Below are 21,153 nucleotides of genomic sequence, written 5' to 3'. Positions count from 1 at the left end.
GGGTTAGGGTGAGGGGTGGGGGCAGGAGGAATACATGAGCACACAACGCCCTTTGATTTCTATCTATATGCCGACATGGAATCGTCAGCAGCTGGCGATCCGCGCGATTAAATCGGTCCTGCGTCAGGATTACGATAACTGGGAACTGATTATCGTGGATGACTGTTCCTCCTCTTACGAACAGCTGCAAAAATTTGTTGAAGACCTTAACGATCCGCGCGTGGTGTACACGCACAACGCCATCAACTCCGGGGCGTGCGCGGTGCGCAATCAGGCGATTATGCAGGCGAAAGGGCAGTATCTCACCGGTATCGACGACGATGATGAATGGACGCCAAACCGCCTGTCGATCTTTCTGTCGCACAAGGCGCAGCTGGTGACCCACGCGTTTCTCTATGCCAACGACTACGTCTGTCAGGGCGAGGTGTATTCGCAGCCGGCCAGCCTGCCGCTGTATCCGAAATCACCCTATTCCCGCCGCCTGTTCTACAAGCGCAACATTATCGGTAATCAGGTGTTTACCTGGGCCTGGCGCTTTAAGGAGTGCCTGTTCGATACCGAGCTGAAGGCCGCGCAGGATTACGACATCTTCCTGCGCATGGTGGTGGAGTACGGCGAGCCGTGGAAGGTGGAAGAGGCCACGCAGATCCTGCACATCAACCACGGGGAGATGCAGATCACCTCGTCACCGAAAAAATTCTCGGGCTACTTCCATTTTTACCGCAAGCACAAGGACAAGTTTGACCGTGCCAGCCGGAAGTATCAGCTTTTTACCCTCTATCAGATCCGCAATAAGCGCATGAACTGGCGCACGCTGCTGACGCTGCTGTCGGTGCGTAACGGCAAGCGTCTGGCTGACGGGCTTCGGGGGAAATAATGTTTCTGGAAGATTGCCGCGCAAACAGCTGGAGCCTGCGTCCGTGCTGCATGGTTCTGGCCTACCGTATTGCGCACTTTTGCTCGGTGTGGCGCAAGAAAAACGTACTGAACAATATCTGGGCCGCGCCGGTGCTGGTGCTGTATCGCATCATCACCGAATGCTTTTTTGGCTATGAAATTCAGGCCGCTGCCACCATTGGTCGCCGCTTTACCATTCATCACGGCTATGCGGTCGTCATCAACAAATTCGTGGTCGCGGGTGATGATTTCACCATTCGCCACGGGGTGACCATCGGCAACCGCGGGCCGGACAGCCTGGCCTGCCCGGTCATCGGCAATAACGTCGAGCTGGGGGCGAACGTGGTGATGATTGGCGATATTAGCGTAGGCAATAACGTGACGATTGGCGCAGGCAGCGTGGTGCTGGACAGCATTCCGGACAACGCGCTGGTGGTGGGTGAAAAAGCCCGCGTGAAGGTGATTAAATGAACATTCTGCAATTTAACGTGCGCCTCGCAGAGGGCGGGGCGGCAGGCGTAGCGCTGGATCTGCACCAGCGCGCGCTGCAAAAAGGACTCCAGTCGCGCTTCGTTTACGGTTACGGCAAGGGCGGCAAGAAAAGCGTCAGCCATGATAACTATCCGCAGGTGCTGAAGCAGACGCCGCGTCTGACCTCCATCGCCAATATTGCGCTGTTCCGCCTGTTTAACCGCGATCTGTTTGGCAACCTGAATAATCTTTACCGCACCGTCACCCGCACCAGCGGCCCGGTTGTGCTGCACTTCCACGTGCTGCACAGCTACTGGCTGAATCTGGATGAGGTGGTGGCGTTTTGCGGCAAGGTGAAGGCGCACAAGCCGGATACCCGGTTCGTCTGGACGCTGCACGACCACTGGAGCGTGACCGGACGCTGCGCGTTCACCGACGGATGCGAAGGCTGGAAAAACGCCTGCCAGAAATGCCCTACGCTCAGCAACTACCCGCCGGTGAAGGTGGATCGCGCGCATCAGCTGGTTGAGGGCAAGCGTCAGCTGTTCCGCGATATGCTTTCGCTCGGCTGCACGTTTATCTCTCCAAGCCAGCACGTGGCGGATGCTTTTAACAGCCTTTACGGGGCAGGGCGCTGCAAGATCATCAACAACGGTATTGATGTGGCGACGGAAGAGATCCTGGCCGAACTGACGCCCGTGGCCGTTACCGCCGGCAAGCCGAAAATTGCGGTCGTCGCCCATGACCTGCGCTACGACGGCAAAACCAACCAGCAGCTGGTGCGCGACATGATGGCGCTCGGCGACAAAATCGAACTGCATACCTTTGGCAAATTCTCGCCGTTCGAAGGCGCTAACGTGGTGAATCACGGGTTTGAAACCAACAAGCGCAAGCTGATGAGCGCCCTCAACGGCATGGACGCGCTGGTGTTCAGCTCCCGCGTGGACAACTACCCGCTGATCCTGTGCGAAGCGCTCTCCATTGGCGTGCCGGTGATTGCCACCCACAGCGACGCGGCGCGGGAAGTGCTGGAGAAATCGGGCGGTAAAACGTTCGCCGAGCAGGAGGTGCTGCCGCTGGTGCAGCTGTCGAAGGCCGACATTGCGCAGGCCGTTTTTGGCACGGACCTGGAATCGTTCCGCAACCGCAGCCGCAAGGCATACAGCGGACAACAGATGCTGGAGGAGTATGTCTCGTTCTATCAGAATCTGTAGTTATCTGCTGCTGCCGCTGATTTACCTGCTGGTCAACGTTAAGATTGCCCAGCTCGGTGAAAGCTTCCCGATCACCATCGTCACCTTCCTGCCGGTTCTGCTGTTGCTGTACGTTGACAAGCTTAACCTTAAAAAGTTGATGATTGCGCTGGGGATCGGGTTTGGCCTGACGGCATTTAACTACATCTTTGGTCAGTCGCTGGATGCCAGCAAATATGTCACCTCCACCATGCTGTTTGTTTATATCGTTATCATTATTGGCATGGTATGGAGTATTCGCTTTAAAACTATTTCTCCGCACAATTATCGGAAAATCCTCAGGTTCTTTTATATTGCCGTTGGGCTGATTGTTATGCTTGCGGCAATGGAGATGGCGCAAATTATTCTCACGGGCGGCAGTAGCCTGATGGAAATAATTTCGAAATATCTTATATACAGTAACAGCTATGTACTGAACTTCATTAAGTTTGGTGGCAAGCGTACTACCGCGCTCTATTTTGAACCGGCGTTTTTTGCTCTGGCATTAATCTCAATTTGGCTCAGCATCAAACAGTTCGGTATCAAAACCCCTAAGACCGATGCTATGATTCTTGCAGGAATCGTTCTGTCTGGGTCGTTCTCAGGGGTAATGACGTTTATCCTGTTTTACCTGCTTGAATGGGCGTTCCAGTACCTGAACAAAGAGGCGATTAAGAAAAAACTGCCGCTGGCGATAATCTCTCTGACGGTATTTTTAGTGGGCGTCATATTCGCGTTTCCGTACATTTCAGAACGTCTGGGTGATTTGGGAACGGAAGGTTCGTCGTCCTATTATCGCATCGTGGGTCCACTGGTGATGGTGGGTTATTCCTTAACCCATATTGATGGCGTAGTAAGATTCGGCTCACTTTACGAATATGTTGCATCATTCGGAATCTTTAACGGTGCGGACGTCGGAAAAACCATAGACAATGGTCTGTATCTGTTAATTATTTATTTTTCCTGGTTCGCCGTACTATTGACACTGTGGTATCTGTTTAAAGTTTTCAAAATGATGATTAACGCGTTTGGTGATAACCAGAACTTTCGCGTGCAACTTTATCTGTTCACACCGGTGTCGCTGTTTTTTACCGGGTCAATATTTAGCCCGGAATATGCTTTCTTAATTGTCTGTCCGTTTATTTTGCGCAAAGCGCTCAATATTACGCGCGTATGACGAAATGAGGTGATTTATGTTTCTTAGCGTCATTACTGTCGCCTTTCGTAACTACGAAGGGGTGGTAAAAACCTGGCGCTCGCTGCGCAACCTGGCGCGCGATCCGAGCCTCACGTTTGAGTGGATCGTGGTCGATGGCGGCTCGAACGACGGCACGGCGGAGTTTCTGGAAAAACTCAACGGCGAGTTCAACTTACGTTACATCAGCGAGAAAGATAAAGGCATTTACGATGCGATGAATAAAGGCATCAGCATGGCGCAGGGGCGCTACGCCATCTTCCTTAATTCCGGCGACGTGTTCCATGAGGATGTGGCGCTGTTTGCCCGCCAGCTGGCGCGCCAGAAAGAAGATGCGATGTTTATTGGCGATGCGCTGCTTGATTTCGGTGAAGGGAAAAAAGTGCTGCGCGGCGCGAAGCCAGGCTGGTATATCTACCACAGCCTGCCAGCCAGCCATCAGGCTATTTTCTTCCCGATGAGCGGCCTGAAAAAACAGCCTTACGATTTGCGCTATAAAGTGTCATCAGATTATGCCCTGGCCGCCAGCCTGTACAAATCCGGCTACCCGTTCCGTCGAATTAAAGGACTGGTATCTGAATTTTCAATGGGCGGCGTATCAACTTCAAATAATCTGGAATTGTGTCAGGATGCCAAAAACGTGCAGCGTAAAATATTACGCGTGCCGGGGTTCTGGGCGGAATTATCTTATTTCTTACGTCTGAAAACGACGGGTAAAGCGAAAGCCTTATATAACAAAGCCTGAGATATAAGGAAACGTAATGCAGGAATTAAATGGATTCTCCGTGCCGAAAGGTTTTCGGGGCGGGAGCGGTATTAAGGTTCAACTGTGGTGGGCCGTTCAGGCAACGTTATTTGCCTGGTCCCCGCAAATACTGTACCGCTGGCGCGCATTTTTACTGCGCCTGTTTGGGGCAAAAATAGGAAAAAACGTAGTCATTCGTCCTTCGGTGAAAATTACCTATCCCTGGAAATTAACGCTTGGGGATTACGCCTGGGTAGGGGATGACGCAGTGTTATATACCCTTGGCGAGATTACGATTGGCGCAAATTCGGTGGTGTCACAGAAGTGTTATTTGTGCACCGGCAGCCACGATTTTATGAGCCCGCATTTTGATATTACCGCTACGCCTATTGTAATCGGTGAAAAATGCTGGCTGGCAACGGATGTTTTTGTTGCACCCGGTGTTTCTGTTGGCGATGGCACGGTAGTCGGTGCCCGCAGCAGCGTTTTTAAATCGCTACCGGCAAATAAAGTTTGCCGTGGCAACCCCGCAGTGGTGATACGCGAACGCGTTGAAACTGAAAAACTTTGATAAGTACAGAGGAATATAAACATGTCTAAAGTCGCTCTCATCACCGGCGTTACCGGACAAGATGGTTCTTACCTGGCAGAATTGCTGCTGGAAAAAGGGTATGAAGTTCACGGTATTAAGCGTCGTGCCTCTTCATTCAACACCGAGCGTGTCGATCACATTTACCAGGATCCGCATGCGGCAAACCCGAAATTCCATCTGCACTACGGCGACCTGACCGATACCTCCAACCTGACCCGCATCCTGCAAGAAGTGCAGCCGGATGAAGTGTACAACCTGGGGGCGATGAGCCACGTTGCGGTTTCTTTTGAGTCCCCGGAATACACCGCCGACGTGGATGCGATGGGTACGCTGCGTCTGCTGGAAGCGATTCGCTTCCTCGGTCTTGAGAAGAAAACCCGCTTCTACCAGGCATCCACCTCCGAGCTGTACGGCCTGGTGCAGGAAATCCCGCAGAAAGAGACCACGCCGTTCTACCCACGTTCCCCGTACGCTGTGGCGAAACTGTACGCTTACTGGATCACCGTGAACTACCGTGAATCCTACGGCATGTACGCCTGTAACGGCATTCTGTTTAACCATGAATCTCCGCGTCGCGGCGAAACCTTCGTGACCCGCAAAATCACCCGTGCGATCGCCAACATCGCTCAGGGCCTGGAGTCTTGCCTGCACCTTGGCAACATGGATTCCCTGCGTGACTGGGGCCATGCGAAAGACTACGTGAAAATGCAGTGGATGATGTTGCAGCAGGAGCAGCCAGAAGACTTCGTGATTGCGACCGGCGTGCAGTACTCCGTTCGTCAGTTCGTTGAAATGGCTGCGGCACAGCTGGGCATCAAGCTGCGCTTCGAAGGCACCGGCGTAGAAGAGAAGGGTATCGTTGTTTCCGTGACCGGCCACGACGCACCGGGCGTGAAGCCAGGCGACGTGATTGTCCAGGTTGATCCGCGCTACTTCCGTCCTGCTGAAGTGGAAACCCTGCTGGGCGACCCAACCAAAGCGCACGAGAAGCTGGGCTGGAAACCAGAAACCACCCTGCAAGAAATGGTATCCGAGATGGTGGCCAAAGATCTTGAAGCAGCGAAAAAACACTCCCTGCTCAAGTCTCATGGCTACGAGGTTGCCATCGCGCTGGAGTCCTGAGAATGACAAAACAACGTATTTTTGTCGCCGGTCATCGCGGAATGGTGGGTTCCGCGATTGTTCGCCAGCTGGAACAGCGCGGCGACGTCGAGGTGATTGTTCGCACCCGCGACGAGCTGAACCTGCTTGACAGCAAAGCGGTGGAGGATTTCTTCGCCAGCGAACGTATCGACCAGGTGTATCTGGCGGCGGCGAAGGTGGGCGGCATTGTCGCTAACAACACCTACCCGGCGGATTTCATCTACGAGAACATGATGATTGAGAGCAACATCATTCACGCGGCGCATCTGCACAACGTGAACAAGCTGCTGTTCCTCGGCTCATCCTGTATCTACCCGAAGATGGCGAAGCAGCCGATTGCCGAAAGCGAACTGTTGCAGGGCACGCTGGAAGCCACTAACGAGCCGTATGCGATTGCCAAAATTGCCGGGATCAAGCTGTGTGAATCCTACAACCGTCAGTATAACCGCGACTATCGCTCGGTGATGCCGACCAACCTGTACGGACCGCACGATAACTTCCACCCGAGCAATTCCCACGTGATCCCGGCGCTGCTGCGTCGCTTCCACGAGGCGACTGCCGAAAACGCCCCGGACGTGGTGGTGTGGGGCAGCGGGACGCCAATGCGCGAGTTCCTGCACGTGGACGACATGGCGGCTGCCAGCATTCACGTGATGGAGCTGGATCGCGAGGTGTGGCAGGAAAACACCGAGCCGATGCTGTCGCACATTAACGTCGGGACCGGCGTGGACTGCACCATTCGCGAGCTGGCGCAGACCATCGCGCAGGTGGTGGGCTACAAGGGCCGCGTGGTGTTTGACGCGACCAAACCGGACGGCACGCCGCGCAAGCTGCTGGACGTGACCCGTCTGCATCAGCTGGGCTGGTATCACGAGGTCTCACTGGAGCAGGGGCTGGCCAGCACCTACCAGTGGTTCCTGGAAAACCAGCACCGCTTCCGGGGGTAATGATGTTTTTAAGTCAGGAAGATTTTGCCACGGTGGTGCGTTCCACTCCGCTCATCTCAATTGATTTGATCGTGGAGAACGAACGCGGCGAGTTCTTGCTGGGGAAACGAACCAATCGTCCTGCACAGGGCTTCTGGTTCGTGCCCGGCGGGCGCGTGCAGAAGGATGAGACGCTGGCAAAGGCCTTCGAGCGTCTCACTCTGGCGGAACTGGGCCTGCAACTGCCGATGGCAGCGGGCCAGTTTTACGGGGTCTGGCAGCACTTCTATGACGACAACTTTTCAGGCACCGGCTTCACCACGCACTACATCGTGCTGGGGTTCCGCCTGAAGGTGAGTGAGGCAGACCTGCGTCTGCCTGATTCTCAGCATGACGATTACCGCTGGTTAACGCCGGAGGCGCTGCTGGCAAGCGACAACGTCCACGACAACAGTCGGGCGTACTTCCTCGCGGAACGTCAGGCCGAGGTGCCAGGCCTATGAAAATCCTCGTCTACGGTATTAACTACTCGCCGGAATTAACCGGTATCGGGAAATACACCGGCGAGATGGTCGAGTGGATGGCGAGCCAGGGACATGACGTGCGGGTGATTACCGCCCCGCCGTACTACCCGGAGTGGAAGGTAGGCGAACGCTATTCCAGCTGGCGCTATCGCCGCGAAGAGGGGGCCGCGACCGTCTGGCGCTGCCCGCTCTACGTGCCGAAACAGCCCTCGACGCTGAAACGTTTAATTCATCTGGGCAGCTTTGCCCTGAGCAGTTTTTTCCCGCTGATGGCGCAGCGTCGCTGGAAGCCGGATCGCATCATCGGCGTGGTACCGACGTTGTTCTGCACGCCGGGCATGCGCCTGCTGGGAAAACTCTCCGGCGCGCGCACCCTGCTGCACATTCAGGATTATGAAGTGGACGCCATGCTCGGTCTGGGTATGGCCGGAAAAGGCAAGGGCGGCAAGGTGGCGAAGCTCGCCAGCGCCTTTGAGCGCAGCGGCCTGCACAACGTGGATTATGTTTCGACCATCTCGCGCTCGATGATGAACAAGGCGCAGGAGAAGGGCGTTCCGGCGGAAAAGGTGATCTTCTTCCCGAACTGGTCCGAAGTGGCGCGCTTCCGCGATGTAACAGAACACGATGCGCAGGCGCTGCGCGCGAAGCTCGGCTTGCCTGCGGAACAAAAAATTATTCTTTACTCAGGCAACATCGGTGAAAAACAGGGGCTGGAGAGCGTGATTGACGCCGCGCTTCAGCTGAGCGAACACCCGTGGATGTTTGTGATTGTCGGGCAGGGCGGCGGTAAGGCGCGGCTGGAGAAAATGGCCAGCGAGCGCGGACTGACCAACATCCGCTTCTTCCCGCTTCAGTCTTATGACGCGCTGCCCGCGCTGTTGAAAATGGCGGATTGCCATCTGGTAGTGCAAAAACGCGGTGCGGCGGATGCGGTGCTGCCGTCCAAGCTGACCAATATTCTGGCAGTGGGCGGAAACGCGGTGATTACGGCAGAAGCCGGAACAGAATTAGGCCAGCTGTGCAACAGCTACCCGGGCATTGCCGTTTGCGTGGAGCCGGAATCGGTCCCTGCGCTGGTAACCGGAATTGAGCAGGCACTCGCCATGCCAAAAGAAAACACGGTGGCACGTGAATATGCCGAACGCACGCTCGAGAAAGAGAACGTGCTGAGCCAATTTATTGCAGATATACGGGGATAAATCATGAGTCAAACCACTTTGTATCCGGTCGTAATGGCGGGTGGATCCGGGAGCCGGTTGTGGCCACTGTCCCGCGTGCTTTATCCAAAACAATTTCTGTGCCTGAAGGGCGACCTCACCATGCTGCAAACGACGGTTAACCGTCTGCACGGCGTGGAGTGCGAAAGCCCGGTGGTGATCTGCAACGAACAGCACCGCTTTATCGTTGCCGAGCAGCTGCGCCAGCTGAACAAACTGACCGAAAATATCATTCTGGAGCCTGCCGGACGTAACACCGCGCCCGCTATCGCCCTTGCGGCGCTGGCGGCGAAACGCAGCAGCCCGGACTGCGATCCGCTGATGCTGGTGCTGGCGGCTGACCACGTTATCCAGCAGGAAGACGCCTTCCGCGACGCGGTTCGGGCGGCCATTCCTTATGCAGAAGACGGCAAGCTGGTGACCTTCGGCATCGTGCCGGACCTGCCGGAAACTGGCTATGGCTACATTCGCCGCGGCAGCGTAACGCCGGGCGAGGGCGACAGCGTGGCCTTTGACGTGGCGCAGTTTGTCGAGAAGCCTAATCTGGAAACCGCGCAGGCGTACGTGGCCAGCGGTGAATACTACTGGAACAGCGGCATGTTCCTGTTCCGCGCCGGGCGCTATCTGGAAGAACTGGAAAAATACCGTCCGGATATCTTAAGCGCCTGCGAAAAAGCGATGGCGGTGGTGGATCCGGACCTCGATTTTATCCGCGTGGATGAAGACGCCTTCCTCGCCTGTCCGGAAGAGTCCATCGACTATGCGGTGATGGAACGCACGGCAGATGCGGTAGTGGTGCCCATGGATGCGGGCTGGAGCGACGTCGGCTCCTGGTCATCACTGTGGGAGATCAGCGCGCATACCCCGGAGGGTAACGTCCATCACGGTGATGTCATCAGCCACAAAACGGAAAACAGCTACGTTTACGCCGAGTCTGGCCTCGTCACCACGGTCGGGGTGAAAGATCTGGTGGTGGTGCAGACCAAAGACGCGGTGCTGATTGCCGACCGTAACGCCGTGCAGGACGTGAAAAAAGTGGTGGAGCAGATCAAGGCCGACGGCCGTCACGAGCACCATATCCACCGGGAAGTCTACCGTCCGTGGGGGAAATATGACTCCATCGACGCGGGCGAACGTTATCAGGTGAAGCGCATCACCGTGAAGCCGGGTGAGGGGCTGTCGGTGCAGATGCACCATCATCGCGCCGAACACTGGGTCGTGGTGGCGGGTACCGCCAAAGTGACCATCGACGGTGAAGTGAAGCTGCTCGGCGAAAACGAGTCCATTTATATTCCGCTGGGGGCAACGCACTGCCTGGAAAACCCGGGGAAAATTCCGCTCGACTTAATTGAGGTGCGCTCCGGCTCCTATCTGGAGGAGGACGACATCATCCGCTTCCAGGATCGCTACGGGCGCGTGTAGCACTCCGCATCATGCCCGGTGGCGCTGCGCTTACCGGGCCTACGAATGACAAAAATAAATTTGGCCATTAATTGGTCAGGGCCAACTGTTGCCTGAAAAAGGGGTCATCATGGAAAAATTAACCTGTTTTAAAGCCTACGACATTCGCGGCAAGCTGGGCGAAGAGCTGAACGAAGACATCGCGTGGCGCATTGGCCGCGCCTACGGCGAATACCTGAAGCCACAAACTATCGTGCTGGGCGGCGACGTGCGTCTGACAAGCGAATCCCTGAAGCTGGCGCTGGCGAAAGGGCTACAGGACGCGGGCGTGGATGTCCTGGACATCGGCCTTTCCGGTACCGAAGAGATCTATTTTGCCACCTTCCACCTCGGCGTGGACGGCGGTATCGAAGTGACGGCCAGCCATAACCCGATGGACTACAACGGCATGAAGCTGGTGCGCAAGGGCGCGCGTCCTATCAGCGGCGACACCGGCCTGCGCGACGTGCAGCGTCTGGCCGAGGCCAACGACTTCCCGCCGGTGAATGAAGCCAGACGCGGCAGCTATAAGCAGATCAACCTGCAAAAAGAGTACATCGACCACCTGCTGGGCTACATCAACGTGGCAAACCTCAAGCCACTGAAGCTGGTGATCAACTCCGGCAACGGCGCGGCAGGCCCGGTTGTCGATGCACTTGAAGCCCGCTTCAAGGCGCTGAACGTGCCGGTAACGTTCGTCAAAGTGCACAACACGCCTGACGGCAACTTCCCGAACGGTATTCCTAACCCGCTGCTGCCGGAGTGCCGCGACGACACCCGCAACGCGGTGATCGAGCACGGTGCCGATATGGGTATCGCCTTTGACGGCGATTTCGACCGCTGCTTCCTGTTCGACGAGAAAGGGCAGTTTATCGAAGGCTACTACATCGTTGGCCTGCTGGCGGAAGCGTTCCTTGAGAAAAACCCGGGCGCGAAGATCATTCACGATCCGCGTCTTTCCTGGAACACCGTTGACGTGGTGAAGGCCGCGGGCGGCGAGCCGGTGATGTCCAAAACCGGTCACGCGTTTATCAAAGAGCGTATGCGCGAGGAAGACGCCATCTACGGCGGCGAGATGAGCGCGCACCACTATTTCCGTGATTTTGCCTACTGTGACAGCGGGATGATCCCGTGGCTGCTGGTGACCGAACTGCTGTGCCTGAAAGGGCAGAGCCTGGGCGAGCTGGTGCGCGACCGCATGGCGGCATTCCCGGCCAGCGGCGAGATCAACAGCAAGCTGGCACAGCCCGCCGAGGCGATTGCCCGCGTTGAACACCACTTTGCCCTTCACGCACTGGAGATTGACCGTACCGACGGTATCAGCATGGCGTTCCCGCAGTGGCGCTTTAACCTGCGTTCGTCCAACACCGAGCCGGTGGTGCGCCTGAACGTGGAATCCCGCGCTGACACGGCGCTGATGGAAGCCCGAACGAAGGACATTCTGGCGCTGTTGAATCAGTAAAAACTGCCCCTCACCCCGGCCCTCTCCCCAAAGGGGAGAGGGTGTTCAAGTTCCCTCTCCCGTTTGGGGAGAGGGGTAGGGTGAGGGGAAAGGTTTAGAACTAAAGGAACAACGATGACAAATCTAAAAAAGCGCGAACGAGCGAGAACGAATGCATCGTTAATCTCAATGGTGCAGCGTTTTTCTGATATCACCATCATGGTCGGCGGACTGTGGGCGGTGTGTTGGGTCAGCGGGCAGTCGTTCTTCTACATGCATTTGCTGATGGCGTTGATCGCGCTGGTGGTGTTTCAGATGATTGGCGGCATGACCGATTTTTATCGTTCATGGCGCGGGGTCAAAATGACCACCGAACTGATGCTGCTGCTCCAGAACTGGACCTTAAGCCTGATTTTCAGCGCAGGCCTGGTGGCGTTCAGCCATGATTTTGATAACCGCCTTGTGACCTATCTCTGCTGGTATCTGTTGACCAGCGTTGGCATGGTGGTTTGCCGCTCGCTGATCCGCTTCGGCGCGGGCTGGCTGCGCAACCGCGGCTATAACCGCCGCTTCGTTGCCGTGGCGGGGGATCTGCCGGTCGGGCAGGTGCTGCTCGACAGCTTCCGCAAAGAGCCGTGGTTAGGTTTTGAAGTGGTCGGGATTTATCACGACGCGAAGCCCGGCGGCGTGCCGTCCGACTGGGCGGGCAACTACGAACAGCTTATTGACGACGCCAAAGCCGGCAAAATTCATAACGTTTACATCGCCATGCAGATGAAGGATGAATCCCGCATCAAGAAACTGATGCGCGAGCTGGCGGATACCACCTGCTCGGTGATCCTCATCCCGGACGTGTTCACCTTCAACATTCTTCACTCCCGTATTGAAGAGGTAAACGGGGTGCCGGTTGTTCCGCTGTACGACACGCCGCTGTCGGGGATCAACCGCGTGCTGAAGCGCGTGGAAGACATTGTGCTGTCGTCCCTGATCCTGCTGCTGATCTCCCCTGTGCTGTGCTGCATTGCGCTGGCGGTGAAGATCAGCTCGCCGGGGCCGATCATCTTCCGTCAGACCCGCTACGGCATGGACGGTAAGCCGATCATGGTATGGAAGTTCCGCTCCATGAAGGTAATGGAGAACGACAAGGTGGTGACCCAGGCGACGCAGAACGATCCGCGCGTCACCCGCGTGGGCAACTTCCTGCGCCGTACTTCGCTGGATGAGCTGCCGCAGTTCATCAACGTGTTCACCGGGGGGATGTCCATCGTCGGGCCACGTCCTCACGCCGTTGCCCATAACGAGCAGTACCGTACCCTGATTGAAGGCTACATGCTGCGCCATAAGGTGAAGCCAGGCATTACCGGCTGGGCGCAGATCAACGGCTGGCGCGGCGAGACCGACACGCTGGAAAAAATGGAAAAACGCATCGAGTTCGACCTGGAGTACATCCGCGAGTGGAGCCTCTGGTTCGATATCAAGATTGTTTTTCTGACCATTTTCAAAGGCTTCGTGAACAAAGCGGCGTACTAAGATGAGCTTACGAGAAAAAACCATCAGCGGCGCAAAATGGTCAGCCATGGCCACCATCGTCATCATCGGCCTCGGGCTGGTGCAGATGACGGTGCTGGCGCGCATTATCGATAACCACCAGTTTGGCCTGCTGACCGTCTCGCTGGTGATTATCGCGCTGGCCGATACGCTGTCTGACTTCGGTATCGCCAACTCCATTATCCAGCGCAAAGAGATCAGCCATCTGGAGCTGACGACGCTCTACTGGCTGAACGTCGGGCTTGGCATCTTTGTCTTTGTGCTGGTCTTCCTCCTGAGCGACGTGATTGCTAACGTGCTGCATAACCCGGACCTGGCGCCGCTGATGCGCACCCTGTCGTTTGCCTTTGTGGTGATCCCGCACGGGCAGCAGTTCCGCGCGCTGATGCAGAAAGAGCTGGAGTTCAACAAAATCGGCATGATCGAGACCAGCGCCGTGCTGGCGGGCTTTACCTTCACCGTGGTCAGCGCCCATTTCTGGCCGCTGGCGATGACCGCCATTCTTGGCTACCTCGTTAACTCTGCCGTGCGCACGCTGCTGTTTGGCTTCTTTGGCCGCAAGATTTATCGCCCGGGGCTGCACTTCTCGCTGGCGTCTGTTTCGTCCAACCTGCGCTTTGGCGCATGGCTGACGGCAGACAGCATCATCAACTACGTGAATACTAACCTCTCCACGCTGGTGCTGGCGCGCATTCTGGGCGCAAGCGTCGCGGGCGGCTATAACCTGGCGTACAACGTCGCGGTTGTCCCACCGATGAAGCTCAACCCTATCATTACCCGCGTGCTGTTTCCGGCGTTTGCCAAGATTCAGGACGATACCGAGAAGCTGCGCGTGAACTTTTACAAGCTGCTCTCCGTGGTGGGGATCATCAACTTCCCGGTGCTTCTGGGGCTGATGGTGATCTCCAGCAATTTCGTGCCGCTGGTGTTTGGCGAGAAGTGGAACAGCATCATCCCGATCCTGCAACTGCTGTGCGTCGTAGGGCTGCTGCGCTCGGTAGGGAACCCGATTGGTTCTCTGCTGATGGCGAAAGCGCGCGTGGATATCAGCTTCAAGTTCAACGTGTTTAAAACCTTCCTGTTTATTCCGGCAATTATTGTGGGTGGTCACACGGCGGGCGCCATTGGCGTGACGCTCGGCTTCCTGCTGGTGCAGATCGTCAATACCGTGCTGAGCTACTTCGTGATGATCAAACCGGTTCTGGGCTCCAGCTACCGTCAGTACATTCTCAGCCTGTGGCTGCCGTTTTATCTCTCATTACCGACGCTTGCGGTGAGCTACGGTCTGGGCGTGGTGCTCAACGGGCATCTGCCGCTGGCGGCACTGCTGGCGGTGCAGGTGGCGGCCGGCGCGCTGGCGTTCGGCGTGATGATTGTGCTGTCCCGCAATGCGCTGGTGGTCGAGATGAAGCGCCAGTTTTGCCGTAACGAAAAAATGAAAACGCTGCTTCGCGCAGGCTAATTTTACGAGGCCATTATGAAATTACTTATTCTTGGCAACCATACCTGCGGCAACCGTGGCGACAGCGCCATCCTGCGCGGTTTACTGGATGCAATTAACACCCTTAAGCCTGAGACAGAAGTGGATGTGATGAGCCGTTATCCGGTCAGCTCATCCTGGTTACTGAACCGCCCGGTGATGGGCGACCCGCTCTACAGCCAGATGAAACAGCACAACAACGCTGCGGGCGTGATGGGGCGCGTGAAGAAAGTGCTGCGTCGTCGCTACCAGCACCAGGTGCTGCTTTCCCGCGTCACCGATACCGGCAAGCTGCGCAATATCGCTATCGCGCAGGGCTTTACCGATTTCGTGCGTCTGCTGTCCGGCTATGACGCCATTATTCAGGTGGGCGGCTCGTTCTTCGTCGACCTGTACGGCGTGCCGCAGTTTGAGCATGCGCTCTGCACCTTTATGGCGAAAAAACCGCTGTTTATGATCGGCCACAGCGTCGGGCCATTCCAGGATCCGCAGTTTAACCAGCTGGCGAACTATGTCTTCGGCCACTGCGACGCGCTGATCCTGCGTGAATCGGTCAGCCTCGACATGATGAAGCGCAGCGAAATCGACACCACCAAAGTGGAGCACGGCGTAGACACCGCCTGGCTGGTGGATCATCAGGATGACAGCTTCCAGGCCAGCTACGCGGTACAGCACTGGCTGGACGTGGCGGCACAGCAGAAAACCGTCGCCATTACCCTGCGTGAACTCGCCCCGTTTGATAAACGCCTCGGCACGACCCAGGCGGCGTACGAAAAAGCCTTTGCCGACGTAGTCAACCGCGTGCTGGACAGCGGTTACCAGGTGCTGGCGCTTTCCACCTGTACCGGTATCGACAGCTACAACAAGGATGACCGCATGGTGGCGCTGAACCTGCGCAACCTGGTGAACGATCCGTCCCGCTACCACGTGGTGATGGACGAGCTGAACGACCTGGAGATGGGCAAGCTGCTCTCCGCCTGCGACCTGACCGTGGGCACGCGTCTGCACTCGGCGATTATCTCGATGAACTTCGGCACGCCGGCCATCGCCATCAACTACGAGCACAAGTCCGCGGGCATTATGCAGCAGCTCGGTATGCCGGAAATGGCCGTCGATATTCGTCATCTGCTGGACGGATCGCTGGGTGCAATGGTGGGCGACACGCTCGGCCAGCTGCCTGCGATCAACGAGCGTCTGGCGGTGGCGGTGAAAGCCGAACGCGAAAAAGGCATTGGGATGGTGAAATCCGTCCTCGACCGCGTCCGGGAGGGGAAATGAAGGTTGGTTTCTTCTTACTGAAATTCCCGCTGTCGTCTGAAACTTTCGTGCTGAACCAAATCACCGCGTTTATTGATATGGGATATGACGTGGAGATTATCGCCCTGCAAAAGGGCGATACGCAGAACACCCATGCGGCGTATACCCAGTATGGGCTGGAGGCGAAAACCCGCTGGTTGCAGGACGAACCCGCCGGACGGATGAACAAACTGCGCCATCGCGCCGGCCAGACGCTGCGCGGCCTGCATCGCGCGTCGACCTGGCGGGCGCTGAATATGTCGCGCTACGGGGCGGAGGCCCGCAACCTGATCCTCTCCGCCATTTGCGGGCAAACGGCCCAGCCGTATCGCGCCGACGTCTTTATCGCCCACTTCGGACCGGCAGGCGTAACCGCCGCGAAACTGCGTGAGCTGGGGGTGATTGAGGGCAAAATCGCCACCATTTTCCACGGTATCGACATTTCCAGCCGGGAAGTGCTGAACCACTACACGCCGGAATATCAGCAGCTGTTTCGCCGTGGCGACATGATGCTGCCGATAAGCGATCTGTGGGCCGGACGCCTGAAAACCATGGGCTGCCCGAGCGACAAAATCACCGTTTCACGCATGGGGGTGGACATGGAACGCTTCACCCAGCGACCGGTCAAGGTGCCGGGCAAGCCGCTGCAAATTATCTCTGTGGCCCGTCTGACCGAAAAGAAAGGGCTGCACGTGGCCATCGAGGCCTGTCGCCAGCTGAAGGCGCGTGGCGTGGACTTCCACTACCGCATCCTGGGTATCGGACCGTGGGAGCGTCGTCTGCGCACGCTGATTGAGCAGTATCAGCTGGAAGACGTGGTCGAGATGCCCGGCTTTAAGCCGAGCCATGAAGTGAAGGCTATGCTCGATGACGCCGATGTGTTTCTGCTGCCCTCCGTGACGGGCGCCGACGGCGATATGGAAGGCATTCCCGTGGCGCTGATGGAGGCGATGGCGGTCGGCATTCCGGTGGTTTCGACGCTGCACAGCGGGATCCCGGAGCTGATCACCTCTGAACATTCCGGCTGGCTGGTCCCCGAAAACAACGCGCTGGCGCTGGCGGACCGTCTGGCCGCGTTCAGTGACATCGATCGGCAGACGCTGATCCCTGTGCTGCAAAATGCGCGGCAAAAAGTTGAAGCAGAATTCAATCAGCAGGTGATTAATCGCCAGTTAGCGAGCCTGCTGCAAACGCTGTAACGCTGAGGTTGTATGCTGAAAAAGATTACCCGACGCCGATTTGTCTCTTCATTATCCGTCCTGGCCGCCATGCCGCTGTTGTCGCCCCGCGCTGCGCGGGCGGCGACCGGGAAGACGGTTTCTGTCGATCGCTACAACAATCACGACTGGATCGCCGCCTTTAAGCAGGCCTTTACCGAGGGCGATACCGTTGTTGTTCCCGCCGGGTTAACCTGTGAAAACATCAATACCGGCATTTTTATTCCTGATGGTAAAACCCTGCTGATCCGCGGCGCGCTGAAGGGCAACGGACGCGGGCGGTTTGTGCTCCAGGAAGGCTGCAAGGTCATTGGGGAAGGAGAAGGGCGCACGCATAACATCACGCTGGACGTGCGTGGCTCCGACTGCGTCATTAAAGGGCTGGCGATGAGCGGCTTCGGCCCCGTCACCCAGATCTACATTGGCGGCAAAAAACCGCGAGTGATGCGTAACCTGCTTATCGATCGCCTCACCGTGAGCCAGGCCAACTACGCCATTCTGCGCCAGGGATTCCATAATCAGGTTGACGGCGCGCGCATTACCAACAGCAAGTTCAGCCATTTGCAGGGTGACGCGATAGAGTGGAACGTGGCGATTAACGACCGCAACATCCTGATCTCTGACCACGTCATCGATAACATCAACTGCACCAACGGCAAGATCAACTGGGGCATAGGCATCGGGCTTGCCGGCAGCACCTATGATAACGACTATCCGGAAAAGCAGACCGTTAAAAACTTCGTTGTGGCAAATATCACCGGCAGCAACTGTCGGCAGCTGGTCCATGTCGAAAACGGTAAACATTTTGTGATCCGTAATATCAAGGCCAGCAATATCACTCCTGACTTCAGTAAAAAGGCCGGAATTGATAACGCGACGGTAGCTATTTATGGCTGTGATAATTTCGTTATTGATAATGTCGATATGGTAAACAGCGCCGGAATGTTAATCGGATATGGCGTGATTAAGGGCGATTATCTGTCGATACCGCAAAACTTCAAGCTTAACGATATTCGCCTGGATAACCGACAGCTTGCCTATAAGCTGCGCGGAATTCAGATTTCTTCAGGCAATGCCACGTCGTTTGTCGCTATTACCAACGTTGAGATGCAGCGGGCCACGCTGGAGCTGCACAACAAACCGCAGCACCTTTTCTTGCGGAATATCAACGTGATGCAGGAGTCTACGACGGGCCCCGCCCTGAAGATGAACTTCGACCTGCGCAAAGACGTGCGCGGGAAGTTTATGGCTAAAAACGAGACGCTGCTGTCGCTCGCGAACATAAAAGCGGTTAATGAAAAGGGGCAGAGCTCGGTGGATATTGATCGGGTCGATCAACACGTGGTGAATACGGAACGGTTGAATTTTGCGCTGCCGCACAGGTAATCACACAGACTATTTTGCGACTATTCCTGGAACAGAATCGCGATCTATTCAGATTACAACTACTGTAATTTGTGGTGGGGTGACCTAGGATTACGTCATATTTACGGCAAAACATGCTGGCGAAAACAGGTTTAAAAGCTATAATTCGTCAACCATTTTAAGGTGGAAGAAATAATGATTAATTTGAAAGCAGTCATACCGGTAGCGGGTCTGGGCATGCACATGTTGCCAGCCACAAAGGCCATTCCTAAAGAGATGCTGCCGATCGTTGACAAGCCGATGATTCAGTACATCGTTGACGAGATTGTTGCTGCGGGTATCAAAGAAATCGTTCTGGTAACGCACTCTTCAAAGAATGCGGTAGAGAACCACTTCGACACCTCTTATGAACTCGAAGCGCTGCTTGAGCAGCGCGTTAAGCGTCAGCTTCTGGCGGAAGTTCAGTCAATCTGTCCTCCAGGCGTGACCATTATGAACGTGCGTCAGGCACAGCCGCTGGGCCTGGGACACTCCATCCTGTGCGCGCGCCCGGTCGTGGGTGACAACCCGTTCATCGTGGTTCTGCCGGATATCATCATTGATACCGCCTCTGCCGATCCGCTGCGTTACAACCTGGCGGCAATGGTGGCACGCTTCAACGAAACGGGCCGCAGTCAGGTGCTGGCGAAACGTATGAAGGGCGATCTCTCTGAGTACTCTGTCATCCAGACTAAAGAGCCGCTGGAGACGGAAGGGCAGGTGAGCCGTATTGTTGAGTTTATTGAAAAACCCGATCAGCCGCAGACCCTGGACTCCGACTTGATGGCGGTAGGCCGTTATGTGCTGAATGCGGATATCTGGGCTGAGCTGGAAAAAACCGAGCCGGGCGCCTGGGACCGTATCCAGCTGACCGATGCGATTGCTGAGCTGGGGAAAAAGCAGTCCGTAGATGCCATGCTGATGACCGGTGACAGCTATGACTGCGGTAAGAAAATGGGGTATATGCAGGCGTTTGTGAACTACGGTCTGCGTAACCTGAAGGAAGGGGCGAAGTTCAGAGAAACTGTAGTCAAGTTGCTTTCCTCTTAATAATTTGTTAGAGCTAAAATTTGATTATTATTTAAGCTAATGGTTCTATATAAGGAACCATTAGTATCATAGTGTAGCACTGGCTGAAGTTTAGCCAGTGCGGTAGCGTGCCTACTAGTTATAGTTTTATATTAAAATCTGAGTAAAAAGTGATCAGTTGTGGTCATTTATTTGAGTGACCAGTCCGACATAGTTTCTAAGTTACAATAATCCGAGTACTCAAAATGTTAACACTAGGGTTGGTTTTTTTTATCTTTTTGATTTTTTTAAGGACAAAAAATAGCAATTACAGCATTTACTACATTTGTTATATTTCTTTTTTTATAATATGTCATTTCGTGTATTTTATAAGCAAGGATGGTTTTTTAGACATTAATTTGAATGACTCAGAGTGGCAAGCTTTTTGGCAAACTGTCATATTATTATTAGTGACAGTTGTAACCTATCGTTTTGTATCTGTCATTATCAAAATTGGTCCACCTCAAATCAATGTTCTTAAATTTAATCTTGGTCATCGGTTTCTTCTTTTGTTATATGCAATTGGAGTTGTTATTTACACTCTGCAAAATGGAATCGCACTTGGACTGTCTTATAATGAACGCTTGACTGCAAATACAGGCGGAGGTTTATCCATCATATTAATGTACGCATATATACCGGCAATGATTTTAGCATATATAAGTATGCCTAACAGAAAAAATCTATTTCTTTGTCTTTGCTTGAGTACATTATGTGGCATTATATATTATATCGTTATTGGCGGTTCCCGAAACGTATTAGCGGCAGGTGTGTTTTCTTTAGTTTATCTGGCACTTTTATATAAGAATATAAACAAGAAACAACTCTTTTTGGCACTGGCCATAGGGGTTATGACATTGATGCTCTTGGAGTTATATCGTTATGTAAATAATTTTTCTGACGCATTAGATTTTATCCTCAATGGAGGAGTTCAAGTCATCTTATTTGCGTTTGAGTCTTTTTCCCCTATGCATGCAGTATTGAATATAAATGATGCATTAACAAAGAATTATTTCGAGATTCAATATGCGACCACTTTCTTAAATGAATTTTCGATAATTATTCCTAGGTTTTTATGGGAAGGGAAACCTATCAATGTTTACAATAATGGCTATTTTTACACAGCCGAAATATTAGGCTTAGATACAAATCTGACAATGTCACCTACTTTCTTAGGAAGTTGTTTGATTATGTTTGGGCAGACGTTCTATTGGATTGGCGGTATCCTATGCGGTTTAATTATTTTTATATTTGATAAAATAATATCGTCTTCAAAAACACGCTACATAAAACTATTATTGTTAAGTAGTATTGGAT

At 54.7% G+C, this 21,153-nt stretch carries 19 protein-coding genes; all 19 read left to right on the top strand.

Annotated elements, in window-relative coordinates:
• The first annotated feature begins 34 nt into the window (after nucleotides 1–34).
• Nucleotides 35–877 carry a colanic acid biosynthesis glycosyltransferase WcaA gene (gene wcaA / locus IM300_RS22105; RefSeq protein ID WP_006811246.1) on the top strand — a complete coding sequence of 281 codons (843 nt, stop codon included), beginning with the start codon at nucleotides 35–37 and terminating at the stop codon, nucleotides 875–877.
• Nucleotides 877–1,368 (top strand): colanic acid biosynthesis acetyltransferase WcaB, encoded by a 492-nt coding sequence (wcaB, locus tag IM300_RS22100; protein ID WP_063866528.1) that lies wholly within the window; start codon nucleotides 877–879, stop codon nucleotides 1,366–1,368. Before wcaA ends, wcaB begins: the two co-directional genes overlap by 1 nt.
• Entirely contained in the window at nucleotides 1,365–2,582 is a 1,218-nt protein-coding gene (gene wcaC / locus IM300_RS22095) for a colanic acid biosynthesis glycosyltransferase WcaC (RefSeq protein WP_193038318.1), read from the top strand. The genes wcaB and wcaC overlap by 4 nt, the downstream gene beginning before the upstream one ends.
• Nucleotides 2,557–3,777 carry a colanic acid polymerase WcaD gene (gene wcaD, locus IM300_RS22090; RefSeq protein ID WP_063450255.1) on the top strand — a complete coding sequence of 407 codons (1,221 nt, stop codon included), beginning with the start codon at nucleotides 2,557–2,559 and terminating at the stop codon, nucleotides 3,775–3,777. Before wcaC ends, wcaD begins: the two co-directional genes overlap by 26 nt.
• Nucleotides 3,778–3,793: 16 nt before the next feature.
• Complete coding sequence (gene wcaE / locus IM300_RS22085; protein ID WP_063450254.1) at nucleotides 3,794–4,540, top strand: colanic acid biosynthesis glycosyltransferase WcaE; 747 nt, start codon at nucleotides 3,794–3,796, stop codon at nucleotides 4,538–4,540.
• Nucleotides 4,541–4,556: 16 nt separating this feature from the next.
• Nucleotides 4,557–5,111, top strand: a complete 555-nt coding sequence (gene wcaF, locus IM300_RS22080; protein WP_063450253.1) for a colanic acid biosynthesis acetyltransferase WcaF — start codon at nucleotides 4,557–4,559, stop codon at nucleotides 5,109–5,111.
• 21 nt (nucleotides 5,112–5,132) lie between these two features.
• Nucleotides 5,133–6,254, top strand: coding sequence for a GDP-mannose 4,6-dehydratase (gene gmd, locus IM300_RS22075; protein ID WP_003863514.1), 1,122 nt, complete (start codon nucleotides 5,133–5,135; stop codon nucleotides 6,252–6,254).
• Nucleotides 6,255–6,256: 2 nt separating this feature from the next.
• On the top strand, nucleotides 6,257–7,222 hold the full coding sequence (locus tag IM300_RS22070; RefSeq protein ID WP_063450251.1) for a GDP-L-fucose synthase: 966 nt from the start codon (nucleotides 6,257–6,259) through the stop codon (nucleotides 7,220–7,222).
• A 2-nt stretch (nucleotides 7,223–7,224) separates the two neighbouring features.
• A complete protein-coding gene (locus tag IM300_RS22065; RefSeq protein ID WP_193038319.1) occupies nucleotides 7,225–7,704 on the top strand; it encodes a GDP-mannose mannosyl hydrolase in 480 nt (159 codons plus the stop codon).
• Nucleotides 7,701–8,924: a colanic acid biosynthesis fucosyltransferase WcaI gene (wcaI, locus tag IM300_RS22060; RefSeq protein WP_112793236.1), complete on the top strand. Its 1,224-nt coding sequence runs from the start codon at nucleotides 7,701–7,703 to the stop codon at nucleotides 8,922–8,924. The genes IM300_RS22065 and wcaI overlap by 4 nt, the downstream gene beginning before the upstream one ends.
• Before the next feature lie 3 nt (nucleotides 8,925–8,927).
• Nucleotides 8,928–10,364, top strand: a complete 1,437-nt coding sequence (gene cpsB, locus IM300_RS22055; protein ID WP_063450248.1) for a mannose-1-phosphate guanyltransferase — start codon at nucleotides 8,928–8,930, stop codon at nucleotides 10,362–10,364.
• A gap of 109 nt (nucleotides 10,365–10,473) precedes the next feature.
• Entirely contained in the window at nucleotides 10,474–11,844 is a 1,371-nt protein-coding gene (gene cpsG / locus IM300_RS22050; protein WP_063866524.1) for a colanic acid biosynthesis phosphomannomutase CpsG, read from the top strand.
• Nucleotides 11,845–11,958: 114 nt separating this feature from the next.
• Complete coding sequence (gene wcaJ, locus IM300_RS22045) at nucleotides 11,959–13,353, top strand: undecaprenyl-phosphate glucose phosphotransferase (RefSeq protein WP_063866523.1); 1,395 nt, start codon at nucleotides 11,959–11,961, stop codon at nucleotides 13,351–13,353.
• A gap of 1 nt (nucleotide 13,354) precedes the next feature.
• Nucleotides 13,355–14,833 carry a colanic acid undecaprenyl disphosphate flippase WzxC gene (wzxC, locus tag IM300_RS22040; RefSeq protein ID WP_193038317.1) on the top strand — a complete coding sequence of 493 codons (1,479 nt, stop codon included), beginning with the start codon at nucleotides 13,355–13,357 and terminating at the stop codon, nucleotides 14,831–14,833.
• Between the two features lie 15 nt (nucleotides 14,834–14,848).
• Entirely contained in the window at nucleotides 14,849–16,129 is a 1,281-nt protein-coding gene (wcaK, locus tag IM300_RS22035; RefSeq protein ID WP_064910358.1) for a colanic acid biosynthesis pyruvyl transferase WcaK, read from the top strand.
• Nucleotides 16,126–17,346: a colanic acid biosynthesis glycosyltransferase WcaL gene (gene wcaL, locus IM300_RS22030; RefSeq protein WP_063866521.1), complete on the top strand. Its 1,221-nt coding sequence runs from the start codon at nucleotides 16,126–16,128 to the stop codon at nucleotides 17,344–17,346. The genes wcaK and wcaL overlap by 4 nt, the downstream gene beginning before the upstream one ends.
• A 12-nt stretch (nucleotides 17,347–17,358) precedes the next feature.
• A complete protein-coding gene (gene wcaM, locus IM300_RS22025) occupies nucleotides 17,359–18,750 on the top strand; it encodes a colanic acid biosynthesis protein WcaM (RefSeq protein ID WP_193038316.1) in 1,392 nt (463 codons plus the stop codon).
• Nucleotides 18,751–18,924: 174 nt separating this feature from the next.
• Nucleotides 18,925–19,818 (top strand): GalU regulator GalF, encoded by an 894-nt coding sequence (gene galF, locus IM300_RS22020; protein WP_003863536.1) that lies wholly within the window; start codon nucleotides 18,925–18,927, stop codon nucleotides 19,816–19,818.
• 338 nt (nucleotides 19,819–20,156) lie between these two features.
• Nucleotides 20,157–21,153: WzyE family oligosaccharide polymerase (locus tag IM300_RS22015; protein ID WP_193038315.1), on the top strand; the 997-nt coding region annotated here is incomplete at its 3' end.

Source organism: Enterobacter cloacae complex sp. I2 (assembly GCF_014896205.1).
GTDB classification, from domain to species: domain Bacteria; phylum Pseudomonadota; class Gammaproteobacteria; order Enterobacterales; family Enterobacteriaceae; genus Enterobacter; species Enterobacter quasihormaechei.
Note: the sequence above shows the minus strand (reverse complement) of the source record. Positions and strands in the feature narration are given on the sequence as shown.

Coding starts and splice junctions, on each gene's coding strand:
- wcaA (WP_006811246.1), top strand. CDS start 35: ATGAGCACACAACGCCCTTTGATTTCTATCTATATGCCGACATGGAAT.
- wcaB (WP_063866528.1), top strand. CDS start 877: ATGTTTCTGGAAGATTGCCGCGCAAACAGCTGGAGCCTGCGTCCGTGC.
- wcaC (WP_193038318.1), top strand. CDS start 1,365: ATGAACATTCTGCAATTTAACGTGCGCCTCGCAGAGGGCGGGGCGGCA.
- wcaD (WP_063450255.1), top strand. CDS start 2,557: ATGTCTCGTTCTATCAGAATCTGTAGTTATCTGCTGCTGCCGCTGATT.
- wcaE (WP_063450254.1), top strand. CDS start 3,794: ATGTTTCTTAGCGTCATTACTGTCGCCTTTCGTAACTACGAAGGGGTG.
- wcaF (WP_063450253.1), top strand. CDS start 4,557: ATGCAGGAATTAAATGGATTCTCCGTGCCGAAAGGTTTTCGGGGCGGG.
- gmd (WP_003863514.1), top strand. CDS start 5,133: ATGTCTAAAGTCGCTCTCATCACCGGCGTTACCGGACAAGATGGTTCT.
- IM300_RS22070 (WP_063450251.1), top strand. CDS start 6,257: ATGACAAAACAACGTATTTTTGTCGCCGGTCATCGCGGAATGGTGGGT.
- IM300_RS22065 (WP_193038319.1), top strand. CDS start 7,225: ATGTTTTTAAGTCAGGAAGATTTTGCCACGGTGGTGCGTTCCACTCCG.
- wcaI (WP_112793236.1), top strand. CDS start 7,701: ATGAAAATCCTCGTCTACGGTATTAACTACTCGCCGGAATTAACCGGT.
- cpsB (WP_063450248.1), top strand. CDS start 8,928: ATGAGTCAAACCACTTTGTATCCGGTCGTAATGGCGGGTGGATCCGGG.
- cpsG (WP_063866524.1), top strand. CDS start 10,474: ATGGAAAAATTAACCTGTTTTAAAGCCTACGACATTCGCGGCAAGCTG.
- wcaJ (WP_063866523.1), top strand. CDS start 11,959: ATGACAAATCTAAAAAAGCGCGAACGAGCGAGAACGAATGCATCGTTA.
- wzxC (WP_193038317.1), top strand. CDS start 13,355: ATGAGCTTACGAGAAAAAACCATCAGCGGCGCAAAATGGTCAGCCATG.
- wcaK (WP_064910358.1), top strand. CDS start 14,849: ATGAAATTACTTATTCTTGGCAACCATACCTGCGGCAACCGTGGCGAC.
- wcaL (WP_063866521.1), top strand. CDS start 16,126: ATGAAGGTTGGTTTCTTCTTACTGAAATTCCCGCTGTCGTCTGAAACT.
- wcaM (WP_193038316.1), top strand. CDS start 17,359: ATGCTGAAAAAGATTACCCGACGCCGATTTGTCTCTTCATTATCCGTC.
- galF (WP_003863536.1), top strand. CDS start 18,925: ATGATTAATTTGAAAGCAGTCATACCGGTAGCGGGTCTGGGCATGCAC.